The 26107-nt window shown below is 63.6% G+C and carries 18 protein-coding genes and 2 tRNA genes; 13 read left to right on the forward strand and 7 right to left on the reverse strand.

Annotated features, from left to right (window positions below; all coding sequences use genetic code 11):
• Positions 1–98: 98 nt before the first annotated feature.
• Positions 99–173: a pyrroloquinoline quinone precursor peptide PqqA gene (gene pqqA / locus B552_RS28325; protein ID WP_009277446.1), complete on the reverse strand. Its 75-nt coding sequence runs from the start codon at positions 171–173 to the stop codon at positions 99–101.
• Between the two features lie 103 nt (positions 174–276).
• On the opposite strand from pqqA, the gene B552_RS27275 reads away from it, so the two are divergent.
• Positions 277–1269 carry an alpha/beta fold hydrolase gene (locus B552_RS27275; RefSeq protein ID WP_019448424.1) on the forward strand — a complete coding sequence of 331 codons (993 nt, stop codon included), beginning with the start codon at positions 277–279 and terminating at the stop codon, positions 1267–1269.
• Here B552_RS27275 and B552_RS0107710 read toward each other — a convergent pair.
• Positions 1207–3234, reverse strand: a complete 2028-nt coding sequence (locus B552_RS0107710; protein WP_019448425.1) for a sigma-54-dependent Fis family transcriptional regulator — start codon at positions 3232–3234, stop codon at positions 1207–1209. The genes B552_RS27275 and B552_RS0107710 overlap by 63 nt on opposite strands.
• 257 nt (positions 3235–3491) lie before the next feature.
• Between B552_RS0107710 and pedF the strand changes: the two genes are divergently transcribed.
• The 3 genes from pedF (at position 3492) to B552_RS0107725 (ending at position 7839) form a co-directional block, all read left to right on the forward strand.
• Positions 3492–3977 carry a cytochrome c-550 PedF gene (gene pedF, locus B552_RS0107715; RefSeq protein ID WP_026035434.1) on the forward strand — a complete coding sequence of 162 codons (486 nt, stop codon included), beginning with the start codon at positions 3492–3494 and terminating at the stop codon, positions 3975–3977.
• 83 nt (positions 3978–4060) lie between these two features.
• Positions 4061–4924, forward strand: a complete 864-nt coding sequence (locus B552_RS0107720; RefSeq protein ID WP_019448427.1) for a transporter substrate-binding domain-containing protein — start codon at positions 4061–4063, stop codon at positions 4922–4924.
• A 146-nt stretch (positions 4925–5070) separates the two neighbouring features.
• Positions 5071–7839, forward strand: coding sequence for a UPF0182 family protein (locus tag B552_RS0107725; protein WP_019448428.1), 2769 nt, complete (start codon positions 5071–5073; stop codon positions 7837–7839).
• A gap of 39 nt (positions 7840–7878) precedes the next feature.
• Here B552_RS0107725 and B552_RS0107730 read toward each other — a convergent pair whose 3' ends face one another.
• Entirely contained in the window at positions 7879–8736 is an 858-nt protein-coding gene (locus B552_RS0107730) for a 23S rRNA (adenine(2030)-N(6))-methyltransferase RlmJ (RefSeq protein WP_019448429.1), read from the reverse strand.
• A 112-nt stretch (positions 8737–8848) separates the two neighbouring features.
• On the opposite strand from B552_RS0107730, the gene mnmC reads away from it, so the two are divergent.
• The 8 genes from mnmC to B552_RS0107770 all read left to right on the forward strand — a co-directional run bounded on the left by mnmC (position 8849) and on the right by B552_RS0107770 (position 19943).
• The gene (mnmC, locus tag B552_RS0107735; RefSeq protein WP_019448430.1) at positions 8849–10861 is read left to right on the forward strand and encodes a bifunctional tRNA (5-methylaminomethyl-2-thiouridine)(34)-methyltransferase MnmD/FAD-dependent 5-carboxymethylaminomethyl-2-thiouridine(34) oxidoreductase MnmC; all 2013 of its coding nucleotides are present in this window, start codon (positions 8849–8851) and stop codon (positions 10859–10861) included.
• Positions 10862–11010: 149 nt separating this feature from the next.
• The gene (gene tig / locus B552_RS0107740; RefSeq protein ID WP_019448431.1) at positions 11011–12360 is read left to right on the forward strand and encodes a trigger factor; all 1350 of its coding nucleotides are present in this window, start codon (positions 11011–11013) and stop codon (positions 12358–12360) included.
• A 107-nt stretch (positions 12361–12467) separates the two neighbouring features.
• Complete coding sequence (clpP, locus tag B552_RS0107745; protein ID WP_019448432.1) at positions 12468–13118, forward strand: ATP-dependent Clp endopeptidase proteolytic subunit ClpP; 651 nt, start codon at positions 12468–12470, stop codon at positions 13116–13118.
• 280 nt (positions 13119–13398) lie between these two features.
• Positions 13399–14676, forward strand: a complete 1278-nt coding sequence (gene clpX, locus B552_RS0107750; protein WP_019448433.1) for an ATP-dependent Clp protease ATP-binding subunit ClpX — start codon at positions 13399–13401, stop codon at positions 14674–14676.
• 247 nt (positions 14677–14923) lie between these two features.
• Complete coding sequence (gene lon, locus B552_RS0107755; protein WP_026035435.1) at positions 14924–17335, forward strand: endopeptidase La; 2412 nt, start codon at positions 14924–14926, stop codon at positions 17333–17335.
• A gap of 243 nt (positions 17336–17578) precedes the next feature.
• A tRNA-Val gene (locus B552_RS0107760) sits at positions 17579–17654 on the forward strand.
• 39 nt (positions 17655–17693) lie between these two features.
• Positions 17694–17770: transfer RNA gene (locus B552_RS0107765), tRNA-Asp, on the forward strand.
• A 226-nt stretch (positions 17771–17996) separates the two neighbouring features.
• Positions 17997–19943, forward strand: coding sequence for a SurA N-terminal domain-containing protein (locus tag B552_RS0107770; RefSeq protein WP_019448435.1), 1947 nt, complete (start codon positions 17997–17999; stop codon positions 19941–19943).
• Positions 19944–20048: 105 nt separating this feature from the next.
• Here B552_RS0107770 and B552_RS0107775 read toward each other — a convergent pair whose 3' ends face one another.
• Positions 20049–20654, reverse strand: a complete 606-nt coding sequence (locus B552_RS0107775; RefSeq protein ID WP_019448436.1) for an arylesterase — start codon at positions 20652–20654, stop codon at positions 20049–20051.
• A 52-nt stretch (positions 20655–20706) separates the two neighbouring features.
• Here B552_RS0107775 and B552_RS0107785 point away from each other — a divergent pair, with 52 nt between their 5' ends.
• The gene (locus B552_RS0107785) at positions 20707–21405 is read left to right on the forward strand and encodes an ABC transporter ATP-binding protein (protein ID WP_026035437.1); all 699 of its coding nucleotides are present in this window, start codon (positions 20707–20709) and stop codon (positions 21403–21405) included.
• Positions 21406–21443: 38 nt separating this feature from the next.
• Here the strand turns inward: B552_RS0107785 and pgi are convergent, their stop codons facing one another.
• The 3 genes from pgi to B552_RS0107800 form a co-directional block, all read right to left on the reverse strand.
• Positions 21444–23072, reverse strand: coding sequence for a glucose-6-phosphate isomerase (gene pgi, locus B552_RS0107790; RefSeq protein ID WP_019448438.1), 1629 nt, complete (start codon positions 23070–23072; stop codon positions 21444–21446).
• Positions 23073–23329: 257 nt separating this feature from the next.
• Positions 23330–24937, reverse strand: coding sequence for a bifunctional ADP-dependent NAD(P)H-hydrate dehydratase/NAD(P)H-hydrate epimerase (locus B552_RS0107795; protein ID WP_026035438.1), 1608 nt, complete (start codon positions 24935–24937; stop codon positions 23330–23332).
• Between the two features lie 144 nt (positions 24938–25081).
• Complete coding sequence (locus tag B552_RS0107800) at positions 25082–26071, reverse strand: TRAP transporter substrate-binding protein (RefSeq protein ID WP_019448440.1); 990 nt, start codon at positions 26069–26071, stop codon at positions 25082–25084.
• Positions 26072–26107 lie beyond the last annotated feature (36 nt).

The raw sequence follows: 26107 nt of genomic DNA on the forward strand, positions 1-26107 counted from the left end.
AAGCCGGCCAGGTGATGGTGCAAGCGGAGTCGAACAAAAAAGCCCGCCATGAAGAACTAGCGGGCTTGCGGGAGCGCTGCGTGATCAGTTGCTCGACTTCAGCGGTTGGCGATGTACATCGTGATCTCGAACCCCAGTCGCAGTTCGGTATAGGCAGGCGTTGTCCAGTTCATGTCTCCTCCTCGAGGGTTGGCATAGTTAGTGATTGCAGTGGGTCATTCCACGGTTGCCCCGGCGACTCGCCGAAAGCAACCGTACTCTCAGGAGGCAACATCCATGCCCGTTCCCGCTCCGTCCGCGTTGTTGGCGTCCTTCGAACTGCGCACGCCGGATGGCCATTGCATTCACGTTCGGCAATGCGGGGTGGATGGCGGCCAGCCGTGGCTGGTGCTGCATGGCGGGCCGGGTAGCGGTTGCCAGCCTTCGATGGCCGCGTGGTTCGATCCGCTCCGGCATCGCGTGGTGCTGCCTGATCAGCGCGGCGCGGGTCTCTCGCGGCCTGCAGGCACGCGGCGCCGCAATACGGTCACGGCGCTGCTGGCCGACCTGGAGCAGTTGCGTACCGCGCTTGGCATCGAACGCTGGGGCGTGGTTGGCGGGTCCTGGGGGGCGGCGTTGGCGCTGGCCTATGCGGATCGCTTCCCCGGCGCCGTGGCGGCACTGGTACTGCGCGGGGCTTTCCTGACGGGATTCGATGACGTGCAGGCGATGTTCAACGCGCGCGGCGCGGGCCGCGACCTGCTGCGTGGGATTGATCGGCGGCGGGAGGGGCTTCCCGCGGCGCGCGGACGGCTTCTTGCCGTGTCACGCGTGTTGCAGGGCGGTACAACTGTTCAAAAAATGAACACTGCCATGCGATGGCAGGCTGCCGAACGCCATCTGCTGGGTCTGGCGGGGCGCGGGGAGCGTCAAGGATGGCAACAACGGACCGCCATGCTGCGCAAATACCAGTTGCAGGCGCACTACCTGTATCGGCGCGCAGGGCTTGGGAAGTCCACGCTATTGATGGCTGCCGCGCGTATCGGCCGGCAGGGCGTGCCGGTCACGTTGCTGCACGGCAGGGCAGACCGCGTTTGCCGGCCGGGCAATGCACTGCGCCTGCAAGCGGCCATGCCGCAAGCCCGCCTGGTGTGGGTGCCGGGCGGGCATCTGGCTGCGGGGGAGATGGCTCAGGCGCTTGGCGCGGCCATTCGCGCGTCTGGCTGGTCAGTTGCCGCGCGGCGGCTGGCCTTCGGCCTCGTCGATCCTGCGGTAGACGGTATTGCGTGAAATGCCGAGCGCCTTGGCTGCGGCCGAGATATTGCCGTTATGCGCCTTCACCGCTTCGATGATGGTCATGCTTTCGATGTCGGCAAGCCGCTTGGGCTGGGTGCCGCCGGCTGCGGCGGCAGGCGGCGCAGCCGAGGTCGCACTGCTGGCGGTTGGCTGGGCTGGTTCGATTGGTTCCGCGCCATGCCGTGCGTGCCAGTCTTCGAGAAAGTCGTCCGGCAGGTGGTCTTCCGTGATTTCCGGTGCTCCCTCCGCCATCAGTTGCGCCGTGCGCAGCAGGTTGCAGAGTTGGCGGATGTTGCCCGGCCAGTGGTAACTACGGAACAGTTGCATGACGGATTCGCTGATCGGCAGCGCGCCGTCCCCCTGTTCCTGCTGCAGCAGCTTTTCCGCTACGGCATCCAGGTCGCCACGTTCGCGCAGCGCCGGCAGGCGCACAACCAGACCATTGAGGCGGTAGTAGAGGTCTTCCCGGAACTGGCCGCTGGCCACCATCTCGCGCATATTGCGGTGGGTGGCGCAGACCACCGCAACGTCCACCTGGATCAGCTTGTTGCTGCCCAGTGGCGATACCGCGCGTTCCTGCAGCGCGCGCAGCAGGCGCGCCTGCAGGTGCAGCGGCATGTCGCCGATCTCGTCCAGGAACAGCGTGCCGCCGTTGGCCAGCACCATCTTGCCGATGCCGCCTTTCTTCCGGGCGCCCGTAAATGCTCCCTCTTCGTAGCCGAACAGCTCGGACTCGATCAGTGCTTCGGGAATCGATGCGCAATTGACGGCAACGAACGGGCCGGCGCGACGCGGGCTGTCGGCGTGAATCGCGCGGGCCAGCAGTTCCTTGCCCGTGCCGGTCTCGCCCAGCACCATGATCGTGATGTCCTTGCCGATGACCTTGCGCAGCTTGCCGATCACGCTCTTGATCTGAGCGTCGCCGGTATCGAGCGCATCCAGGCCGGCAGGCTGTCTTGCCAGTTCGCCACAGGGCTGGCGCACCGGCGCCGTATTGCGTTCGCCGGTCATATTGCCGCCAAGGGCGCCAGCCGCGATCTGGCTGGCGGGGCGCTTCCATTCAACGCGCCCATTCACCTTGACGCCGCTCGGAAGCTGCAGCTGGACGATGCCGGCAGGTGCTCCACGCTCCATATCGATCAGTTGCGACATCGACAAGCCGAACAGCGACGAGAACGTGTGCGCGTGCAGCGCCCCGATCGAAAGCCCCAGCTGGAACACGCCACTGCGATTGGCCGACAGGAAGCGCCCGGCGGGCGTGAAGGCGGCAATGCCTTCGACCAGCGTGCCAATGAATTCCGGGCGCGAGTGGAAATGGATGCACACCACGTCCTGGAACGTGTTGGCGAACAACTGGTTTTCGATCATCTGCGCCGACATGCGCACCAGCGCCATGGTGTGCTTGTGAAAGCCGCGATGATCGCCCGTCACATCGAGCGCGCCAACCGTCTTGCCATACGGATCGAGGATCGGTGCGCACGAGCAGGTGAGGAACCGGTTGGCTTCCAGGTAGTGTTCGGAGCCGTGGACCAGCGTGGGCTTGCCATCGGCCAGCGCCGTGCCGATGGCGTTGGTGCCCCGGCTTTCCTCCGACCATAGCGCGCCCGGCTGCAAGGCCACCTTGGTGGCCTTGGCCAGGAAGTCATCGTCGCCCAGCGAATGCAGGATCAGTCCGCCCGTGTCGGTCAGGATCACCATGCTCTGGGTGTTGACGATCTGGCTGTAGAGCGTCTCCATGACCGGCAGCGCATGCGTGAACAGCGATTGGCTGCGCTCGATCTGCGTTTTCAGTTCGCTTTGCTGCACCGGGCAGAAATCGGGCGATTCATATGACCGCAGGCCATACGATTTCGAGCGCTCGTGCGATTGCGCGATCAGTTCAGGCTGATCGCTTTCCGGGGCCTCACCGATTGTGGGGCCGTCGGTAGCCCGCTGGGGGGCTGCCGCGTGGGGAATCATGGATGTCTCCTTTACGTCGCCCGCGATCTATGCGCGGGTCGCCCGGATCGTCCTGGAAGTTGCGCGATCCGGAAGTGTTGCGTCATGACGCAAGACACATGCCAGGGTGTTCCATTCCTGAGCAACTGTGCCATCCATTTTTCGATTCCCTGGCTCCCTTCGAGCCTGTGCCTTCGGTTTGGGGCCAGGTTCGTACTTGGTATGGCTCTTGCGGAAATGTCTCCATAACGCATTTCAACGACAAACAGGAGACACTCTTGAACACACCACGAAACATGTTCGCGCTACTTTCCCTCTGCGCGCTTCTGGCCGGGGGATTGCCCGCAACCGCAACCGCACACGGCGACGTAACGCCGCAGGCCGTGGACACGCACACATTACCCCAATTGGGGGCCGAATGGCGTCCGGATAATCCATACCGGACGGGTGAAGCCCATGACGAGGCACTGCGCATCGGATCGTCGGCGTTCAACCAGAATTGCGCGCGTTGCCACGGTCTGGAGGCGATCTCCGGCGGCATCGCGCCCGATCTGCGCAAACTCGACATCGACTGCATGTCGCTGGCCGATCCGAAGAAGAAGGAAGCCTGCTTCGGCGAGATCTCCCAGTATTTCACCACCACGGTACGCAAAGGCCGCACGCGCGACGGCCGGGTCTACATGCCTCCGTTCGATGGGGTGCTGAGCCAGGAAGCCGTCTGGGCGATCAAGACCTATCTCGAGTCCCGCCGCGTACAGGAGTGAGGCCGCGGAGCAGTGCGGCCCGACCACCGTGGCCGCACCGCCAACCGGGCCCCAACGGATACCCATTCGCCAGGAGAACTTTCATGAACCCCCGTCCTTGGCTGGACTCGCTACGTAGGCTTGCCGTGACCGCCGCCCTCGCCGCGCTCACCGCCGCCCCCGCGCATGCCGACATGGCGAAAATCCGCGAGACAGGCACGTTGAAGGTCGCGCTGTACAAGGACATGCTGCCGTTCTCCGGTAACGATGGCGGTCAGTTCACCGGGATCGATGTGGCGCTGGCAAACGCGCTTTGCAAGCAGATGGGGCTGTCGCCTTCGCTGCTGCCGTTCGACGCCGACGATGACAGCATGTCGGACGATCTGCGCAACATGGTCTGGAAGGGCCATTACCTCGGGTATGGGCCGGCGGATGTGATGCTGCATGTGCCGGTCGATCCGGTCTTTATGCGCCAGAACGGCGAGGTCCTGATCTTCGCGCCATACCTGCGGGAAAATTTTGTGCTGGCCTATGACCGCGAACGTGTTCATGAGGTCAGCCGCTTCGAGGATCTGACCGGGCAGCCGACCGGAGCGGAGCGCGGCTCCGCTGGCGCCAATGCGTTGCTCTCGAGCGCGCAGGGGGCGCTGAGCAGCAAGGTGAAGATCTACCCGGAAGCCGACGATGCACTGCACGCGCTGTTTGCCGGCGAGATCGCCGCTGCGATGGTGACGCGCGCGCAGTATGAAAGCGCGTTGAAGGCGCGGGGACACTCCGACGACCGCTTTGCGGTAGCCGAAATCCAGTCGCCAGTGCTGCCCGTGCGCGGCTGGGCTGTTGGCATGGCGGTCAAGGCGGATCAGCGTGCACTGGCGGAAGCGTTGGAAAGCGCACTCGAAGCACTGCGCGCCAGTGGCGAACTGCAGCAGATCTTTGCGCAGTACGGGGTGTCGCTTGTGGCGCCGTGAGACGCCCGCCTGAAGATAGGCGATGTCTGGCGCACATTTGAATGGCTGCGCGTGTGCGCTGGCCGGTGGGGAATGTCCGGTGGCGAACGCATTACTTGCTGCCCCAACACCTACAATGGTTCACGTGGGAGAAAGGAGCGTGATCCATGCGCTTGCCCGGGACACCCGGCGCGCGACTGCCAGGCATCGCCATCACGGCCGGGGTCGTCATAGCCAGTCTGATCGTGATCGGGCGCGTCACCGGCTTGCTGATCGACTGGCTGTGGTTTTCCTCTGTCGGCTACGGTGACGTTTTCTGGACGATCCTTGTCACCCGCGCAGTCCTGTTCGGTACCGTCTTCGCCGTCTCATCGTATGCGCTGTGGATGTCAGGATGGCTGGCGCACCGCCATGCAAGGCGTCTGGGCGCGCGCGGTGCGGAAGCGGGTTTGCCTCCAGGGGTGCCGGAAGTCCTGAGCGAACTGGTCGCCGAAGTCACGCAGCATCTGCGCTGGCGCACCGCCATCGCTGGCGCGGCCGTCGTGTTGGGCCTGCTCATCACCACAACCGTCGATGCCACGGACTGGGACATCGCGCTGCGCTTCCTCAGGCAGGTACCGTATGGCAAGGCCGATCCAATATTCGGCAGGGACATCGGCTTCTACCTGTTCTCGCTGCCTGCCTATGTGGCGGTCAGAAACTGGCTGCAACTGCTGCTGGTTGGATGCGCGGGCATTGCCGCCGTGGTGTACGGGTTGCGCGGCGATATCGCGATCATGCTGCCGCCGCGCAGGTTGTCGCCAGCCGCCGCACGGCATGGCTCGATACTCCTGGGCCTGTTCTTCCTGCTGCAGGCCTGGTCTTACTGGCTCGATCGCTTTCTGCTGCTCTATGGCGACAACGGTGTCGTGGTGGGCGCCGGCTATACCGATATCCACGTGCAGTTGCCCGTGCTGTGGTTACTTGTAGGACTTGCTACCGCTGCCGCAATCGCGACATGGGCCAATATGCGCTGGCTCGACTATCGCGTTCCCGCCGTTGCGGCGCTGACGATATTCGGCGGCGCAATCGTACTCACACTGATCTACCCGGCGCTGTTCCAGCGGTTCTACGTCAAGCCAAACGAACTGCAGTTCGAGACGCCGTATCTCAGGAACAATATCGCGCTGACGCGGGAGGCCTATGGCCTGACGAAGATCGCGGTCAAGCCGTTTCCGGCCGAACAGAACCTGAATCTCGCCGCGATCGAGGCCAATCGGGCAACCATCGACAACATCCGGTTGTGGGACCAGCAGCCGTTGCGCGATACCTATGCGCAGCTGCAAGAGATCAGGACCTATTACCAGTTCGTTTCGACGGACATCGACCGATACTGGCTCAGTGCCGGCTACCAGCAGGTGATGCTGTCGGCGCGGGAACTGGAGCTGTCGCTGCTTCCGGCCAACGCGCAGACCTGGGTGAACCTGCATGTGCTGTTCACCCACGGCAATGGTGTCGTCATGTCGCCGGTCACGGAGAAATCGCCGGAAGGGCTGCCGACCCTCTATCTGCAGAATATTCCGCCTGCCGCCACGGGCGGGCCGGCCATCCAGCAGCCGCGGCTGTATTTCGGCGAAGGCCGCAAGGACTATGTCATCGTCAATGGCAGTACGCCGGAGTTCGACTATCCCAAGGCCGCGGAGAACGTCTACACGACGTACAAAGGGCGAGACGGCATCGCCATAGGCAGCCTGGCGCTACAGGCGCTCTTCGCCTGGCAGTTCAACGACCCCAACATCCTCGTGAGCGAGTACGTTGCGCCGGAAAGCCGAATCCTGCTCCATCGCAATATTCAGGATCGGGTGCGCATGATCGCGCCGTTCCTTGCCCTGGACCACGATCCCTATATCGTCGTGAGCGACGGGCGCCTTTTCTGGATTCAGGATGCGTACACCACCAGCCGGTGGTTCCCATACTCGGCGCCGGGTTCGGGCGATGGCGACAACTATCTGCGCAATGCGGTGAAGGTGGTGATCGATGCCTACAATGGCACGGCCGATTTCTACGTCAGCGATCCTGCCGACCCGATCGTGCAAACCTACCAGCGTATCTTTCCGGGCCTGTTCAAGCCGCTGGGCGCGATGCCCGAGACACTGCGGCAGCATATTCGCTACCCGGAGGACCTGTTCCTGGTTCAGGCGCAGGTCTATCGCGCGTACCACATGGAGGCACCGGAAGTCTTTTACAACCGCGAGGACCTCTGGCAGTTCCCGAGCAAACTGGCCGATATTGACTCAGCCAAGGCTCCCGCCACGCCGATGATGCCGTACTACATGATCGCGCGCCTTCCCGCCGAGCCACGTGCCGAGTTCGTCCTGATGCTGCCGATGGTGCCCAGCCGGCGAGAGAACATGATTGCCTGGCTGGCCGCGCGTTGCGATGGCCCGGAGTACGGCAAACTTGTCGTCTTCACGTTCCCCAAGGACAAGCTGGTCTACGGCCCGTTCCAGATCGAAGCACGCATCCAGCAGAACACGGAAATCTCGCAGCAGATTTCGCTGTGGAACCAGATGGGGTCGCGCGTCATCCGCGGCCACCTCCAGGTCGTGCCGATCGAAGGCTCGATGCTTTACATTTCGCCGCTCTATCTGCGTGCGGAATCCGGGCAATTGCCCGAGTTGAAGCGGGTAATCGCCGCCTATGGAGACCGTGTGGTCATGAAGGAAACCCTGGGCGAGGCCCTGGCGGCGCTCTTCCAGGAGACCGCTCCAGCCGGGCTGCCGTCCGGCGGTGGCGCGGAAGCCGTGGATAAGCGCGCCCGCGATGCACTGGCCCACTACAACCGCGCTATCGACCGATTAAAGGCCGGGGACTGGAGCGGCTTTGGCGCCGAACTCGATGCCCTGCGGCCGCTGCTGGAAGCGCTCGGCAAGGAAGGCGCCGATGGACGGAAATAAGCGGCGCCAGGTATGCGTGTGAACCGGCTTGCCGGCTGCTCAGCTATCGAGCGATTCGAGCGTAAAGCTCGCGCCGCCATCCTGCCCGAGAAGCTCCACCAGCTTCGGCATGGCGTCCTGCAGTGCCGCCTTCAGCGTCCAGGGCGGGTTGACGATGAACATGCCGCTGCCATGCAGCCCCAGGCCGCCCTCAACTGGGTGCTTGACCGTCAGAGTCACGTGCAGCCAGCTCTTGAGCGGCAGGCGCTTCAGCTGGGCCGGCAATTGCGTGGACTCCCGGCGCTGCACTTCCGGGTACCAGATCGCGTAGACGCCGGTTGCAAAGCGTTCCAGGCCGGCCTTCAGTGTGTCCAGCGTGTGCGCGTAGTCCTGCTTGTCCTCGTAGGATGGGTCGATCAGCACCAGCGCGCGGCGTGGCGGGGGAGGCAGGATCGCCTTGATGCCGTTGAAGCCGTCGCCGTCATACAGCATGACCTTGCGGCCGGCGCCGCGGAAGTTGTCGCGCAGGACCTGGATCTCGGTGCTGTGCAGTTCGAACAGGCGCATGCGGTCCGCATCGCGCAACATCTGCCATGCCAGCCAGGGCGATCCCGGATAGTGCTTGAGGCTGCCGTCCTCGTTTAGCGTGCGCACCTGGTCCAGGTACGCCTCGAGCAATTCGGGCAGCGGCTGGCCACCGGCGGATGCGCGCCAGAGCGGGCCGATGCCGGTCTCGAACTCGGACTTCTTCTGGGCGTAGGCGTGATCGAGCGCGTAAAGGCCTGCGCCCGCGTGCGTGTCGATGTACCAGAATGCCTTGTCCTTCTGCGTCAGGTAGTCCAGCAACTGGACGACAACGGCGTGCTTGAGGACATCGGCGTGATTGCCGGCATGGAAGGCGTGACGATAACTGAGCATGGCGGAGGTATGACGGCGCGCAAACTTCGGGCAGATATGGCTTAGCGGGGAGTGCGCAGGAAGGGCGCTATGCTACCATCCGCCGCCATTTCCGGCCGTACAAATCCTTGCCATGCCTCGTGCTCTTGAGCCCGCCGAGCCCATCCTGTCCGAAGACGGAACCCCATATTCGCCGCGCTATGACGATGTCTACCACAGCACGCGCGGCGGGTTGGCGCATGCGCAGCACGTGTTCCTCGGCGGGAATGGCTTGCCCGGCAACTGGGCGGGCCGCGAGCAGTTTGTCATCGTGGAAACCGGCTTTGGCCAGGGGCTCAACTTCCTGGCCACGTGGCAGGCATGGCGCGACGATCCGCAGCGCTGTCGGCGCCTGCACTTTGTTTCCATAGAAAAGCACCCGTTTACGCGCAATGGCCTGGCGCAACTGCATGCCGGTCTCGGCGGCCTGCTGCCGCTTGCGGACCAATTGCAGCAGCAATGGCCCGACGCGCTGCCCGGGCTGCACCGTCTTTCCTTCGAGGACGGAGCCGTCACGCTGACGCTGGCGCTGGGCGATGCCGAGTCGATGCTGCCGAAGCTTGCGCTTGGAGCGGATGCCTTCTACCTCGACGGCTTCTCGCCATCACGCAATGCGGACATGTGGTCCGATGGCGTGTTCTGGGGTGTGGCGCGGCTGGCCCGCATCGGCGCGACACTGGCAACCTATACAGCGGCCGGCTTTGTACGGCGTGGACTCAGGGCTGCGGGATTCGACGTAAACAAGGCGCCGGGATTCGGCGGCAAGCTGCACATGACCGTGGCGCGTTTCGCGCCGCCCTGGAAGAACCGTCGCCACGCGCCGCCAGCGGCGGGCCAGTGGGCCGATCGGCATGCAATTGTGATCGGCGCAGGGCTCGCGGGATGCGCCGTGACCGAGCGCCTGGCCGCGCGTGGCTGGCGTATCACGCTCTTTGATGCACATGACGCGCCGGCGAAGCAGACGTCCAGCCATCGGGCAGCCGCGATGCATGCGCATGTTTCGTCCGACGATACCCTGCTATCCCGGCTGTCGCGCGCGGGAAACCTCCATGCGCTGCGCGCGTGGGCGGCGCTGGAGCATGCTGGGTATCCCGTCGACTGGCACGGCTGTGGTGTGCTGCAGATTGGCGAGGACGATGCCGAGAACGCGGCGCAGCATGCTGCGCTGGAGGCGCTTGGGTTCCCGGAGTCGTTTGTGCGCTGGATGTCGCCGGAAGAGGCTGCCGAGCGTCATGGCGCGACGGTCCCGCGTGGCGGACTATGGTTTCCGCAGGGCGGCTGGGTGGCCCCGCCTGATATTTGTCGCGCGCAACTGGCGAAGGCTGGCGGCGCGCTGAATGCCCGGTTTAATTGCCGTGTGGCGGCACTGCGCCAGATCGACGATGGCTGGCAGGCGCTGTCCGGGGACGGCACAGTACTGGCCAGTGCGCCAGTTCTCGTGCTGGCCAATGCATACGAGGCAGAGCGGCTGGTGTCGGGGCAATTCCTGGCGTTGCGCAGGGTACGCGGGCAATTGACCGATCTGTCCCCAGAGCAACTCGACGCGCTTGGCGGCTGGCCCGATTGCGTGGTTACTGGCAGCGGCTATCTGCTGCCGCGTGCGGAAGCGGGCGGGGCGCGCATGGGGTCGAGTTATGAGCCAGACGACGGTCCGCTTGTCGAGCGCCCGGAGGTGCATGCCGCCAATCTCTCCCGGCTGGCGTCGATGCTGCAGGATCGAGCCGCGCGCATCGCCCGGATCGACCCGTCGGCCCTGCACGGGTACGTCGGCGTGAGGACCGTGACGCACAATCGCCTGCCGCTGGTTGGCCGGATGGCCGACGAAGCGCAGGCCCTGGCCCATACCGGCGCCTTGCGCGGCGCGCATCTGCGCGATCTGCCGCGCTTGCCGGGCTTGTATGCGGCACTTGCATATGCGTCGCGCGGCCTCACATGGGCAGCCTTGTGCGCAGAACTGATCGCCTGCCAGGTAGAGGGAGAGCCGCTACCGCTGGAGACCGATCTGGCGGACGCAATCGACCCCGCCAGACTGCTGCTGCGCGCGCTCCGGCACGGCCGCGCACTTGATCCCCAAATCGCGGATCCCGGACTGGATACCGCTGACTAGGGTAAAAACTGCCGGAAGCGAATGAAAACCGTGCGATAATCCGCGTTTTCCGTTTGCACGGAGACCCCCGCTCGCGATCACTTGTCGCGGGCAGGACGGTGTGCAGGCGGTTGCGCTGACTACAACATTTCTGGATTGGATTAACGACCATGTCGAACGTCATTGAAAACCTCGGCAAGCTGGACCGCAAGGTGACCCTGGCTATTCCCAAGGCCGAAGTGCAGAAGGAAACCCAGGAACGCCTGGTACGTCTGTCGAAGACCGTGAAGATGTCCGGCTTCCGCCCGGGCAAGGTGCCGATGAAGATGGTCGAGAAGCAATACGGCCAGCAGGTGGAGTTCGAAGTCCGCTTCGACAAGGCCGCCCGCAAGTTCTTCGACATCACCCAGGCCCAGGACGTGAAGGTGGCCGGTCAGCCGAAGTTCGACATCAAGACCGACGGCGTGTCCGAAGACGAACTGGCCTTCGAAGCCACGTTCGAGGTGTATCCGGAAGTCAAGATCGGCGACCTGGCGTCGGCCGAAGTGACCCGCACCAAGACCGACATCAGCGACGCGGAAATCGACAAGACCGTCGACATCCTGCGCAAGCAGCGCGTGCACTTCCACGCCCGCGGCGAGGCCGGCACCCACGGTGACGGCGGTGCCGACGTGGCCGCCCAGAATGGCGACCGCGTGACGCTGGACTTCGTCGGCAAGATCGACGGCGTCGAATTCGCCGGCGGCAAGGCCGAGGACTTCGTGTTCGTGCTGGGCGAAGGCCGCATGCTGCCCGAGTTCGAGCAGGCTGCGCTGGGCCTGAAGGTCGGCGAGAGCAAGGCGTTCCCGCTGACGTTCCCCGAGGACTACCACGGCAAGGAAGTGGCCGGCAAGACCGCCGAATTCACCGTGACGCTGAAGAAGGTCGAGTGGGCGCACATGCCGGAAGTGGACGATGCGTTTGCCAAGTCGCTCGGCATCGCCGACGGCAGCGTGGAGAAGATGCGCGCCGACATCCGTGAAAACCTTGAGCGCGAAGTCAAGCGCCGCACGCACTCCATGCTGAAGGACCAGGTCATGGAAGCGCTGCTGAAGGTGAGCGAACTGGACGTGCCGAAGGCGCTGATCGAGCAGGATCAGCAGCGCCTGGTGGAAATGGCCCGCCGTGACCTCGAGCAACGTGGCATGCCCAACGCCAAGGACATGCCGATCCCGGCCGAGATGTTCACGCAACAGGCCGAGCGCCGCGTGAAGCTGGGTCTGATCCTGGCCGAGATCGTCAAGGCCAACGGCCTGGAAGCCAAGCCGGACCAGATCAAGGCCGAAATCGAGGACTTCGCCAAGAGCTACGAAGACCCGAAGGAAGTCATGCGCTGGTACTACGGCGACCAGCAGCGCCTGGCAGAAATGGAAGCCTACGTGCTCGAAAACAACGTGGTAAATTTCGTGTGCGACAAGGCCAAGGTTTCGGACAAGTCGGTGTCGTTCGAAGAACTCACCGCCGCGCCCGCACAAGCCTGAGGTCGGGGCATGGCCGGAAGCCGCAAGATCCTTGCGGCGCCGGCTTCCGCCAATCGGCCTCGCGCGCTGGCCGATTGGCGCCATTCCTGAATTTCTGGAGAACCTGCATGACCCGCAATGATTTGCTTGATCGTCTCGCCACCACGCAGGCTTCTGCCCTGGAGACCCAGGGTCTGGGACTGGTGCCGATGGTCGTCGAGCAGTCCGGCCGGGGCGAGCGCGCGTACGACATCTACTCGCGCCTGCTCAAGGAACGTGTCGTCTTCATGGTCGGCGAAGTGAACGACCAGACTGCCAACCTGGTAGTGGCCCAGCTTCTGTTCCTCGAAAGCGAGAATCCCGACAAGGACGTGTCGCTGTATATCAACTCGCCTGGCGGATCGGTATCTGCCGGCCTGGCGATCTACGACACGATGCAGTTCATCAAGCCCGATGTGCAGACGCTGTGCATGGGTATGGCGGCCAGCATGGGCGCCTTCCTGCTTGCGGCCGGTGCCAAGGGCAAGCGCAGCGCACTGCCGAATTCGCGCATCATGATTCACCAGCCGCTGGGCGGTGCGCGTGGCCAGGCTTCGGACATCGAAATCCAGGCACGCGAGATCCTGTATCTGCGCGAACGCCTGAACAGCATCCTGTCTGAAGTCACGGGTCAGCCCGTGGAAAAGATCGCGCGAGATACTGACCGCGACAACTTCATGAGCGGCGACCAGGCGGTGGATTACGGCCTGATCGACAAGGTGATTAGCCGCCGCGGTTGAGGCCGAGCAGCCGGTGTGTCGGCATGCCAGCCCGGTCGCAATCCAGATGGATTCGGCCACCGGCTGGTGCCCGGCAATGCCGGGTAAATGCTGCAGGGCTGTTAGCCGTAAATGGCGAAGGCTACACCGGAACGAGGCCGTGCGCCTCGTTTTTGCGTTTTGCCCCACACAAAGGGGATGCCGCCGACTGTGCCAATTGATTTGGCGTATGATGCGTTTAATGCGTTTCCCGCTAGGCCTCCCGCCCTGCGGGAACACACTGCTAATGTGACTGATTCCTATGGCGGATAAAAAAGGTTCATCTGGCGAGAAGCTTCTTTATTGCTCGTTCTGCGGCAAGAGCCAGCACGAGGTGAAGAAGCTCATCGCCGGCCCGTCGGTGTTCATTTGCGACGAATGCATCGACCTCTGCAATGAGATCATCCGTGACGAGGCCGCCGCGACCGACAAGGACGCCACGGCCGCCGCGCGCTCGGACCTGCCCACGCCACACGAGATCCGCGAAAGCCTTGATCAATACGTGATCGGGCAGGAACAGGCAAAGAAGATTCTTGCCGTCGCCGTCTACAACCACTACAAGCGCCTCAAGCACCTCGGCAAGAAGGACGATGTCGAGCTGTCCAAGAGCAACATCCTGCTGATCGGGCCGACCGGCTCGGGCAAGACGCTGCTCGCCCAGACGCTGGCGCGCCTGCTCAACGTGCCGTTCGTGATCGCGGACGCGACCACGCTGACCGAAGCGGGGTACGTGGGTGAAGATGTCGAGAACATCATCCAGAAGCTGCTGCAGAATTGCAACTACGAGGTAGAGAAGGCCCAGCGTGGCATCGTCTACATCGACGAGATCGACAAGATCTCGCGCAAGTCCGATAACCCGTCGATCACGCGTGACGTGTCGGGTGAGGGCGTGCAGCAGGCACTGCTCAAGCTGATCGAAGGCACGATGGCCTCTGTGCCGCCGCAAGGTGGCCGCAAGCATCCGAACCAGGACTTCCTGCAGGTGGATACCACCAACATCCTGTTCATCTGCGGCGGCGCGTTTGATGGCCTTGAGAAGGTCATCATGCAGCGTTCGGACAAGACCGGTATCGGTTTTGCCGCGCAGGTGCAGAGCAAGGAAGAGCGCGAGGTCAGCGAAGTGCTGCCGCAGACCGAGCCTGAGGATCTGATCAAGTTCGGCCTGATTCCCGAGCTGATCGGTCGTCTGCCGGTGGTGGCTACGCTCGCCAAGCTTGATGAGGAAGCCCTGGTGCAGATCCTGATCGAGCCGAAGAACGCGCTGGTCAAGCAGTACCAGAAGCTGCTGGCCATGGAAGGCGTGGAACTGGAGATCCGTCCGGCCGCGCTGTCCGCGATTGCGCGCAAGGCCATCCGCCGCAAGACGGGTGCCCGCGGCCTGCGTTCGATTCTCGAACAATCTCTGATGGACGTCATGTACGACCTGCCAAACTACAAAGGCGTGCAGAAGGTGGTGATCGACGAGAACACCATTACTGGCGACGCCCCACCGCTGCTGATGTACGAGGAGCAGCAACCAAAGGTGGCCGGCTCTAACTGACGACCGCGCCGGACTCACGTGGTGGTTACCATACCGGCGGAAATTTCAAGCGGCCGTTCGCAGGGAAGCGAACGGCTTTTTTCATCAATTCAACAAACGAACGGGAGCAAACGCGGGTATGCTGTTTCACAGTGGGTCGCAAGTGCAGTTTGCAGCACGTTTATCTGCGTACGGAATTGATGATGGGTATCTTGCAATCGATTCCCGTGACCCTATTTACGCCTTAAATGACTGACTGGGGAAAATGATGTCCGGAACACAACTCCTCCCGGCTGAGCCGATTCGCCTCCCACTGTTGCCGCTGCGCGACGTGGTGGTGTTTCCGCACATGGTGATCCCGCTGTTCGTGGGTCGCCCGAAGTCCATCAAGGCGCTTGAGACTGCGATGGAGTCGGGCAAGAGCATCATGCTCGTGGCCCAGAAGACGGCGGCCAAGGATGAGCCCACCGCCGATGACCTGTACGAGGTCGGCTGCATCGCCAATATCCTGCAAATGCTGAAGCTGCCCGACGGCACCGTGAAGGTGCTGGTGGAAGGTACGCAGCGCGCGAACATTACCGAGGTGAGCGAGGACGATTCGCACTTCATGTGCGAAGCCGTGCCCGTGCCGCCAGCCCCGGTCGAATCCGCCGAGACCGAGGCCCTGCGCCGCGCGATCGTGTCGCAGTTCGACCAGTACGTGAAGCTGAACAAGAAGATTCCTCCCGAGATCCTGACGTCGTTGTCGGGTATCGACGAGGCCGGTCGCCTGGCCGACACGATCGCTGCGCATCTGCCGATCAAGCTCGAGCAGAAGCAGAAGATCCTTGAGATGGTCAAGGTGACCGAGCGCTTGGAAAGCCTGCTGTCGCAGCTTGAAGGCGAGATCGACATCCTGCAGGTGGAAAAGCGCATCCGTGGCCGCGTCAAGCGCCAGATGGAGAAGAGCCAGCGCGAGTACTACCTGAACGAACAGGTCAAGGCGATCCAGAAGGAATTGGGCGAGGGTGAAGAGGGCGCTGACCTGGAAGAGCTGGACAAGCGCATCAAGGCTGCCCGCATGCCCAAGGAGGCCAAGAAGAAGGCCGATGCCGAGTTCAAGAAGCTCAAGCTGATGTCGCCGATGTCGGCCGAAGCGACTGTCGTGCGGAACTACATCGACACGCTGGTCAATCTGCCGTGGCGCAAGAAGAGCAAGGTCAACAACGACCTTTCCAACGCCGAACGCGTACTCGACGAAGATCACTATGGCCTGGAGAAGGTCAAGGAACGCATTCTCGAGTATCTTGCCGTGCAACAGCGCGTAGACAAGGTGAAGGCGCCGATCCTGTGCCTGGTTGGTCCTCCGGGCGTTGGCAAGACCTCGCTCGGCCAGTCGGTGGCGCGCGCCACGAACCGCAAGTTCGTGCGCATGGCACTGGGTGGCGTGCGTGACGAAGCCGAGATTCGCGGCCATCGTCGCACGTACATCGGTTCGATGCCGGGCAAGATCCTGCAGAGCCTGTCGAAGGTGGGCGTCCGCAATCCGCTCTTCCTGCTCGATGAAATCGACAAGATGGGCATGGACTTCCGTGGCGACCCGTCGTCCGCGCTGCTCGAGGTGCTGGACCCGGAACAGAATCACACGTTCCAGGACCACTACATCGAAGTGGATTTCGATCTGTCGGACGTGATGTTCGTGGCGACGTCAAACTCGCTGAACATTCCGCCGCCGCTGCTGGACCGCATGGAGGTGATTCGCCTCTCGGGTTACACCGAGGAGGAAAAGATCAACATCGCCACGCGCTACCTGCTGCCCAAGCAGATCCGCAACAACGGACTGAAGCAGGGCGAGATCGAGGTCGACGAATCAGCGATTCGCGACATCATCCGCTACTACACGCGTGAAGCCGGTGTGCGTTCGCTTGAGCGCGAAGTGTCGAAGATCGCTCGCAAGGTGGTCAAGATGCTGCTCCTGAAGAAGGAGTCGGGTTCGGTGAAGGTGGATTCCGAGAACCTGGACAAATTCCTCGGCGTGCGCAAGTACGACTTCGGTCTGGCTGGCAAGGAAAACCAGGTTGGTCAGGTCACTGGTCTGGCGTGGACGGAAGTCGGCGGAGACCTGCTGACGATCGAAGCGGCGATCATGCCGGGCAAGGGCAACATCACGCGCACGGGTTCGCTGGGCGACGTGATGAAGGAGTCGGTCGAGGCCGCTCGCTCGGTGGTGCGTTCGCGGGCGCGTCGCCTGGGTATCGCGGATGAGATGTTCGAGAAGCGGGACATCCACATCCACGTGCCTGAGGGTGCCACGCCGAAGGATGGTCCGTCGGCCGGTATCGCCATGACGACCGCGCTGGTGTCGGTGCTGACCGGCATCCCGGTGCGTGCCGATGTGGCGATGACGGGCGAGATTACCCTGCGCGGCGAGGTCCTGCCGATTGGCGGACTCAAGGAGAAGCTGCTGGCGGCCCACCGTGGCGGTATCAAGCTGGTGCTGATCCCCGAAGAGAACGTGAAGGACCTGGCGGACATTCCCGATAACGTCAAGAACGCGATCGAGATCATGCCGGTGCGTTGGATCGACAGGGTGCTGGAGCTGGCACTCGAGCGCAAGCCCGAGCCGCTGGTCGAGGAAGTGGCCAAGCCTGCAGAGGTGGCGGACAAGGCAGCAGCCCAGGTGGAGCGCATCCATCACTGATCGATGGACGTTGTAGACAAGAGCGCCGCAGGGTCAAACCTGCGGCGTTTTTGTTTGCGGAAGCGCAGTTGGCGAGACGATCAATCGTGTGATGAGAAGATTATTGCAATCAACGCTTGGCAAATCGAAAACTCTCGTATTACAATCGCGGCCTCGCAACGCAAACAGCGGCAACGAAGCAGCAACCGCCGAGTCGTGCGAAGCGAGATTACCCTGCAGGCCACAGGCTTGCGATGGTCTAGTGGGTGCTTAGCTCAGTTGGTAGAGCGGCGCCCTTACAAGGCGTAGGTCGGGGGTTCGAGCCCCTCAGCACCCACCACTTCACCATTGCAATGCGTCGCCATCAAGGGGCCGACACGGAGTGGTAGTTCAGTCGGTTAGAATACCGGCCTGTCACGCCGGGGGTCGCGGGTTCGAGTCCCGTCCACTCCGCCAACAAGAAGAGCCCGCGCAAGCGGGTTTTTTTGTGCCTGGAATTTCCGCCGCCATGATGAACATTGGCGAGTTCCCAGGCAGGTAAAACTGCCCTGTGGATGTTCCTGATTGTTGATGCGAGAGCGCTACCTGATCCCTTCGGGCGCACTTTCAGACCAGTACAACCCTCGGCTCCTGCTAGAATCGCGGAGTTTGTCCTTCGAGCCACCCCTTTTCCCGAATCAGCATGCTTGATTTCGTACGCAATAACCGGCGCCTGATGCTTCTTCTGCTGCTGGTGCTTGTCTTCCCGTCGTTCGTGTTCTTTGGTGTCGAGAGTTACTCGCGCTTCATGGACAGCTCGCACGATGCCGCCAAGGTTGATGGCCGCGCCATCACCGTGCAGGAAGTCGACAACGTGGTGCGTGACCAGAGCGAGCGCATGCGTCAGATGTTGGGCAACAACTATGACCCGCGCATGTTCGAAGGCGCTTCCGCGCGCCAGGCCGTGCTGGACCAACTGATTCAGCAGCGCGTCATTTCCGAGGCCACGCAAAAGAAGCATCTGACGGTTTCGGATGCGCAGGTCCTGGCCGCCATCCAGAGCATTCCCGCGATTGCTCAGCTGCGCACCGCCGACGGCAAGTTCGACGAGAAGGCCTACGTGCAGCTGCTGGCCGCCCAGGGCATGACGCCGGACCAGCTCGATGCGCGCATGCGCTTTGAACTGGCCACGCAGCAGCTTGGTGGCGCGGTTGGAACGACGGCCTTCGTGCCCAAGTCTCTGCTCGACCGCCTGATCGCCATCCGCGACCAGCAGCGCGACGTGCAGGCCATCGTCATTAAGCCGGCCGATTTCACGGCCAAGGTGACGCCTGACGCAGCCGCGCTCAAGGCGTACTACGAATCGCATCAGTCCTCCTACACGACGCCCGAGCAGGCCAAGGTCGAGTACGTCGTGCTGTCGGGCGACGCTCTGGCCGCCAGCCAGGCGGTAACGCCCGATGAGCTGAAGTCGTTCTACGACAGCAACATCCAGCGCTTCCGCACGGAAGAGCAACGCCGTGCCAGCCACATCCTGATTGCCGCACCGAAGGATGCCAAGGAAGCCGATCGGAAGGCAGCCAAGGAAAAGGCCGAGAAGCTGCTTGAAGACCTGCGCAAGCATCCCGAGACGTTCGCCGAAGTCGCGAAGAAGAATTCGCAGGATCCGGGATCGGCAGAGAAGGGTGGCGACCTCGGCTTCATGGGGCGTGGCGCGCTGGTCAAGCCGTTCGAGGACGCGATGTTTGCCCTCAAGGAAGGCCAGATCAGTGATGTCGTGGAGACGGACTACGGCTACCACATCATCAAGCTGACAGGCATCGAGCCAGCCAAGACGCAACCGCTCGAGGCCGTGCGTCCGGAGCTTGAGGCCGAACTGAAGAAGCAACTGGCGTCGAAGAAGTATGCCGAACAGGCCGATGCATTCGGCAATATGGTCTACGAGCAGTCTGACAGCCTCAAGCCGGCCGCCGACAAGTTCAAGCTGACGATCCAGACCGCGGACAACGTCACCCGCCAACCGAACCCGGCACTGGGCAAGGACAATCCGCTCAACAACGAGAAGGTGCTCAAGGCGCTGTTCAGCGACGACGCCATCAAGAACAAGCGCAATACCGAAGCGGTTCAGGTTGGCCCGACCACGCTGGTCGCGGCCCGCATCGTCGACTATCGCCCGGCCGCAGCACGCAAGTTCGAGGACGTCGAAGCGCAGGTGCGCCAGGCCTACATTGCCCAGCAGGCTGCAGAACTCGCCCGCAAGGACGGCGAAGCGCGTCTCGATGCGCTGAAGAAGAGCGGCAGCGCCGACGGTTTTGGTCCGATGATGACTGTGTCGCGTGCCAAGGCTGACGGTCTGACCCCGAAGGCAGTGGACGCGATCATGCGTGCCGATGCTACGAAGTTGCCGTCGCTGGTGGGTGTGGACCTCGGAGCCGGTGGCTATGCGATCTATCGCATTGCCAAGGTCGGCACGCCGCCGCAGGCCAATCCGGGCCAGCGTGAAGCCGATGCACAACAACTGGCCCAGCTTGCCGGCCAGACGGAACTGGCGGCCTACTATGACGCCCTCAAGGCCGGTGCAAAGGTGAAGATCCTGCATCCGGTGAAGGCAGAGGACGCCGCTCCGGCCAGCGCGCCGGCGGCAAACTGAAGCGGTTCCGGCTCTCTCGCCAAGAAAAAACCCCTGCGGGTCCACGACCCCAGGGGTTTTTTGTTTTTGCGTTCGGGCGATGCTGGCGCGGTGGCCGGCGATTCGCTAGGTCTCCTTCTTCAGCAGGGGCTTCAGCCGTGGCCACACATTATCCAGCAGCGTCGGCTGTGCGGCGGAAGTCGGGTGGAGGCGGTCACTCTGGAACCACTCCGGTCGCGAGATCACGTTGTCCAGAAAGAAGGGCACCAGCGCGGTACGGTTTTCCTTTGCCACCTTGGCATACAGCGCGAAAAAGCGTTCGGCGTAGTCCTGGCCATAGTTTGGCGGGATACGCATCCCCACGAGCAGTACGATGGCTCCTGCCTTCTGCGCATCGGTGACGATGGTCCGCAGGTTCGCCTCGGTGGATTGCAGCGGGAAGCCGCGCAACGCATCGTTGGCGCCGAGTTCGACAATCACCACGGCGGGCTGGTACCGCTTGAGCAGGTCGGGCAGGCGTGTCTTGCCGCCGACGGTCGTCTCTCCGCTGATGCTTGCATTGACGACGCTATAATCGAACCGCTCCGTGCTCAGCCTGGCCTCTAGCAGGCTGACCCAGCCGGTGCCGCGTGCGATACCGTATTCCGCGGACAGGCTGTCGCCGAGCACCAGCAATGCGCGCTTGCCATCGGGCAGGGCGCGTGCTGGCAGCGCCGCCGTCACAAGTACCATGCTCAACGCCGCCAGCACCTGCCGGCGCCTACCGTTTGTCATCCTCTCGCGCATGTCCTCATCCATTCTTGCTGTCGAGTCACTGGGAAAGACCGTAGCCGATACGACCGGTTCGCTGACGATTTTGCACGACGTATCGTTTTCCGTCACGGCGGGCGAAACGCTGGCCATCGTCGGGGCTTCGGGCTCCGGCAAATCCACGCTGCTGGGTCTGCTGGCCGGCCTTGACCTGCCGAGTACGGGATCGGTGAGGCTGCAGGGCCAGGATCTGTTCCAGCTCGACGAAGACCAGCGCGCCGCATTGCGCGGGCGCCATGTCGGATTCGTATTCCAGTCGTTCCAGCTCGTCGGCCATCTCACCGCGCTGGAGAACGTCATGCTGCCGCTTGAACTGCGCGGCGAAACGGATCGCGTACGCGAACGGGCCATCGACATGCTGGAGCGCGTGGGCCTGGGCCAGCGGTTGTCTCACTATCCGCGCACGCTGTCGGGTGGCGAGCAGCAGCGCGTGGCATTGGCGCGCGCATTCGTGGCACGGCCAGACATCCTGTTTGCCGACGAACCGACCGGCAGCCTTGACACCGCAACAGGCGAGGCCGTTATCGCGTTGATGTTCGAGTTGAACCGCGACGCCGGTTCGACGCTGGTGCTGGTCACCCACGACCGCTCGGTGGCAGCGCGATGCGGGCGCATCCTGACGATCGACGCCGGCCGCGTGGCCAGCGACGAGTTCATGGACGCAGGGGTCTGAGCGGCGGGTTTCGCGTCGGGCTGTGCGCCAGGTGGCGGTCAGTTGCGCGCCAGCGAACGACGCGCGCGGGCAATCAGCGCCGTAGTCGATGCATCGTGGGGTGCCGTTTCGCTGCCGCTGAGCTCGGCCTCGATCGGGCGCGCCAGGATCTTGCCAAGCTCCACGCCCCATTGGTCGAACGAGTTGATATTCCATACCACGCCCTGCACGAACGTCCGATGCTCGTACAGTGCAATCAGGGCGCCAAGCACATGAGGCGTCAGGTTCTCCATCAGCAGCGTATTGCTTGGACGGTTGCCCTCGAACACCATGTGCGGAATGCGCGATTCGTCCGTCACGCCCGCCGCGCGCAGTTCATCGGCGCTGCGGCCGCGCATCAGCGCCTCGGCCTGGGCGAAGCAGTTGGCGAGCAGTTTGGTGTGATGTCCGGGCAGTTCGCGCGGCGGCACCAGCGGCGCCACGAAATCGACCGGTACGATCTGCGAGCCCTGATGAATCATCTGGAAATAGGCGTGCTGGCCGTTGGTGCCGGCCGAGCCCCAGACCACCGGAGCGGTGTCGGTATCGATCTTGCTGCCATCCAGTTGCACTGACTTGCCGTTGCTCTCCATTTCGAGTTGCTGCAGGAACGCCGGAAACAGTTCGAGCGATGTCGAATAGGGCGCCATGCAGCTCGTTGGCATGCCGAAGAAGTTGCGGTACCAGACGCCCAGCATCGCCATCACCACGGGCATGTTGCTGGCCAGCGGCGCGGTGCGGAAGTGATCGTCCATGGCACGGGCACCGAGCAGCAGATCCTCGAACACGTCGAAGCCGATGGCCAGTGCGATCGACAGTCCAACCGACGACCACAGCGAGAATCGCCCGCCGATCCAGTCCCAGAACTCGAACATGTTGGCAGGGTCGATGCCGAACCTGACCACCGCCTCGCGATTCGTGGACACCGCGACGAAATGCCGCGCAAGCTGGCTCTGCGTCACGCCATGCTGCAGGAACCATTCGCGCATGCTGCAGGCGTTGGCCATGGTTTCCAGCGTGGTGAACGTCTTCGAACAGACAATGACAAGCGTGCGCGCCGGATCCAGCCGCACGAGCGTCTCCGCCAGTTCGGTGCCGTCGACATTCGAAACAAAATGCATGCGCGGCCCGCGCGGATCGGCAAGGTGGGCCAGCGCCCGGCACACCATGCGTGGGCCCAGGTCGGATCCGCCAATGCCGATGTTGACGATATCCGTAATCGACTGGCCCGTGGAGCCGGTCCACGCGCCGCTGCGCACACGCTCCGCAAAATCGCGCATGCGGCGCAGCACGTCGTGGATGGCGGGCATCACCGAGACGTCATCGACCTTAAATGGGGCGTCAGGCAGCGCGCGCAGCGCCACATGCAGCGCGGCGCGGTCTTCGGTGGCGTTGATATGCTCGCCCGCGAACATCGCGTCGCGGCGCTGGGGCACGCCAGCTTCCTCGGCCAGCTTCATCAGCAGCGCAAAGGTTTCCGGCGTTATGCGATTCTTGGAGTAGTCCAGGAACAGGCCGGCGGCTTCCAGCGAAAACGCCTCGACCCGCCGGGCGGCCCCGGCTTCGGCAAACCACTGCTGCATCGGCGTTTCGCGGATGGATTCGTAGTGTTGACGAAGGGCGTTCCAGGCGTGGAGTTCAGTCGGCATGCGTTCTTCAGAAAATCGGGGGCGAAAAGCTGGCGTTCGGAGCCGGCGATGGCAAGTATATCGCCACAATGTGATCGCAAATGCCGGAACTGGCAGCAAAAAGTAACGACACTTGCGGTATCGGCGATTTCCGGTCTGCGGCAATGTCATTACCTTAGCAGGCCGTGGCTGCCTGCCCTATCGGAGATTGTCCGACGAATCTGGCGTCTGGCGGGTCACGCGGCGGCGCCTGGCAGAGGACCAGATTCAGGCCAGACTCAGGTCGCGCCGCCTTGCAGCAGTGAATTGAAGATCGCTCGGGCGGGCAGACAAAGTTCGCTTGCCGTCATGCCGGCCGGGCCCGTGCCCGATGCAACGAGGCGGTCCGCCGCACGGCCGTGGATCCACACCGCCGCACGTGTGGCAGAGACGATCGGCATGCCTTGCGCGAGCAGTGCGCCGATCATGCCGGCCAGCACGTCGCCGGTGCCTGCGGTCGACAACGCCGCATTGCCGGTGGGATTGATCGCCGGCGGCGCGTCATCGGCCGAGGCGATGATCGTCCCCGATCCCTTGAGCACAACCGTGGCCTGCCAGCGGGCTGCGAGTGTGGCGGCCGCTTCAAGCCGGTTGCGCTGGACGTCTGCCACGCCGCTCCCCAGCAGGCGTGCGGCTTCCAGCGGATGCGGGGTCATCACGTGGTCGATGCCACTGTCGACAAGCTGCTGCGCGAGGGTACTGTCGGCGGCCAGCAGGTTGAGCGCGTCGGCATCGAGCACCAGCGGTATCGCGGGCGTCGCGTTGGCGCAGATATCGATCAAATGCGCCAGGTGCTTGCGGGCGGGGGCGCCGTTGCCCATCCCGGGGCCCACCACGATTGCGGACATGCTGTCGATCGCAAGCTCGGCCAGCGCGTGCAGCATCAGTTCCGGCTGAACCGGATCGATGACAGGTGCCGGTTGTGCGAGAAAGCCCACATGGACACGTCCTGCCCCCAGATGCAGCGCTGCACGCGCGCCAAGCAGCGGCGCTCCCGTCATGCCATGGTTGCCGCCGATCACGGCCAGGCTGCCGAAGCTGCCCTTGTTGTCCGAGTGCTCGCGCCGGGGCAGCGAGTGGGCGAAGCCGGGCGGCTGGTTGACCACTGCCATCGGGTGTTCGGCGGGCGGGTATTCGAGTCCGAGCGGTGAGATGTCGATGTCGCCCGCGCAATCGCGGCCGTCCAGCGTCAGGAGGCCCGGCTTGGCCGCCAGGAACGTCAGCGTGCGCCGCGCACGTACGGCCGGCTGTCCGGCGCCGGTGTCGGCGAAAAGTCCGCTCGGGATGTCGAGCGCGAACACCGGCAGGTGCGACGCATTGAGATGGTCGATCCAGCGCGCCAGATTGCCGCTGGCCGGGCGGTTGAGGCCGATACCAAGCAGGCCGTCGACGATCGCCACGCAGCCGGTTGGCCACGGCGGCAGCGCGGTGTCGGAATCATCGGGAAGCACCAGCAGCGGCACCCCGGCGGCGCGGGCTTCCAGCCATGCGCGTGCCGCATCGGCAGGCAGGCGGTCGGCCTCGCCGATCAGCCAGGCCTCCACCAGGCGCCCGGCCCGATGCAGGCGGGTAGCGGCCACCAGTGCGTCCCCGCCATTGTTGCCCGGGCCCGCCAGGCACAGGATGCGCCCGTTCGGCACCCATGTCTGGAGCCAGGCAGCCGCTGCGGCGCCCGCGCGTGACATCAGCGTGAATGGCGCGGTTGCGGCAAGTCCTGCGTGCTCCACACGGCGGATCGTCGCCATGTCGTACAGCGGCGTGACGTCCGTGCCGGCAGCGTCCAACGCTATCAGTTCCGGCGTTGCGTCGGGGTCTGGGGATGTCGAAGGTGGAACGGCAGGGCTCATGGCGGTATCAGGCAAGGGCCAGCCGGTAGCGTGCGGGGATCAGCCCATCCATGTCAATGCCCAGCCCGCACGTTGCCGAGGTTGAGGACCCCGAAGGCGTGCGCGCTGGCGGCGGTGCCGATGCGGTGAACCGGGGGCGACTTCCTACCTGCGGTAGGCGTCGAGGATGGCCTTGCCGTCGTCGCCGGCGTTCCTCGCCCAGTCGGCAATCATCATGTCGCCCACCTTCTGCATGTCGGCCTTGAGTTGCGGCGACGGCGGCGCCACCGTCATGCCGTTCTTCGACAGCGTGCCCAGGTACTCGCGCGTCTTCTGTTCCGATGCCTGCCAGCCGCGTTTTTCGGCATCGGCCACGGCCTTCAGCAGCGCATCCTGGGTGGGCTTGTCCAGAGCGTTGAAGGCCTTTTTGCTGACCACCAGCATGTTCTTGGGCAGCCAGGCATCGACCGTATAGAAGTACTTGACCGACTCCCATACCTTGGTGTCAACGCCAGTGGCGCCCGACGACATGAACGAGTTGACAGTGCCCGTGGCAAGCGCCTGTGCGAGGTCAGCGGCCTGGATGGTCACAGATTGGGCGCTGACCAGTTCGGCGATCTTCGCCGTGGCCGGGTTGTAGGCGCGCCATTTCAGGCCCTTCATGTCAGCGGCGCTGTTCAGTGGCTTGTTCGCGTAGATACCCTGGGGCGGCCAGGCCACCGCGTAGAGCAGCTTCATGCCCTGGCGATCGAGCACCTTGTCGGTGACGGCCTTCGAGGCTTGCCAGAGCTTGTAGGAATCCCCATAACTCGTGGCCAGGAACGGCACGGCGTCGACGCCGAAGACCGGGTTCTCGTTGGCGAGTGTCGACATCAGGATCTCGCCCATCTGCACCTGGCCGGTCTGCACGCCGCGTTTGATCTCGTTGGCCTTGAGCAGCGAGCCGTTCGGGTGCAGCACGATCTTCAGCTTGCCGCCGGTGGCTTTTTCCACGTCATTGGCCATCTGCTGCAGGTTTTCCGTGTGCAGGTTGGTCGCCGGGTAGCCGGTCGGCAGATCCCATTCCGTATCCGCCCTTGCCGCCGTGGAGACCAGCAAAAGGCCCGTCGCCGCAACCGCCGCAACTGCCCCAAATGCCAATGCCTTGACTCGCATCACGATCTCTCCCTGGTGTTGCGCGTGGGCGCCTGC

This window comes from Cupriavidus sp. BIS7 (assembly GCF_000292345.1).
Lineage (GTDB): Bacteria > Pseudomonadota > Gammaproteobacteria > Burkholderiales > Burkholderiaceae > Cupriavidus.

Bases quoted from the DNA above. Each gene is read 5' to 3' on its own strand.
- B552_RS0107800 (WP_019448440.1), bottom strand. From the start codon at position 26,071: ATGCGAGTCAAGGCATTGGCATTTGGGGCAGTTGCGGCGGTTGCGGCG.
- B552_RS27275 (WP_019448424.1), top strand. From the start codon at position 277: ATGCCCGTTCCCGCTCCGTCCGCGTTGTTGGCGTCCTTCGAACTGCGC.
- clpX (WP_019448433.1), top strand. From the start codon at position 13,399: ATGGCGGATAAAAAAGGTTCATCTGGCGAGAAGCTTCTTTATTGCTCG.
- B552_RS0107770 (WP_019448435.1), top strand. From the start codon at position 17,997: ATGCTTGATTTCGTACGCAATAACCGGCGCCTGATGCTTCTTCTGCTG.
- B552_RS0107775 (WP_019448436.1), bottom strand. From the start codon at position 20,654: ATGGTACTTGTGACGGCGGCGCTGCCAGCACGCGCCCTGCCCGATGGC.
- B552_RS0107730 (WP_019448429.1), bottom strand. From the start codon at position 8,736: ATGCTCAGTTATCGTCACGCCTTCCATGCCGGCAATCACGCCGATGTC.
- clpP (WP_019448432.1), top strand. From the start codon at position 12,468: ATGACCCGCAATGATTTGCTTGATCGTCTCGCCACCACGCAGGCTTCT.
- pgi (WP_019448438.1), bottom strand. From the start codon at position 23,072: ATGCCGACTGAACTCCACGCCTGGAACGCCCTTCGTCAACACTACGAA.
- B552_RS0107795 (WP_026035438.1), bottom strand. From the start codon at position 24,937: ATGAGCCCTGCCGTTCCACCTTCGACATCCCCAGACCCCGACGCAACG.
- mnmC (WP_019448430.1), top strand. From the start codon at position 8,849: ATGCCTCGTGCTCTTGAGCCCGCCGAGCCCATCCTGTCCGAAGACGGA.
- tig (WP_019448431.1), top strand. From the start codon at position 11,011: ATGTCGAACGTCATTGAAAACCTCGGCAAGCTGGACCGCAAGGTGACC.
- B552_RS0107785 (WP_026035437.1), top strand. From the start codon at position 20,707: ATGTCCTCATCCATTCTTGCTGTCGAGTCACTGGGAAAGACCGTAGCC.
- B552_RS0107720 (WP_019448427.1), top strand. From the start codon at position 4,061: ATGAACCCCCGTCCTTGGCTGGACTCGCTACGTAGGCTTGCCGTGACC.
- lon (WP_026035435.1), top strand. From the start codon at position 14,924: ATGTCCGGAACACAACTCCTCCCGGCTGAGCCGATTCGCCTCCCACTG.
- B552_RS0107710 (WP_019448425.1), bottom strand. From the start codon at position 3,234: ATGATTCCCCACGCGGCAGCCCCCCAGCGGGCTACCGACGGCCCCACA.
- B552_RS0107725 (WP_019448428.1), top strand. From the start codon at position 5,071: ATGCGCTTGCCCGGGACACCCGGCGCGCGACTGCCAGGCATCGCCATC.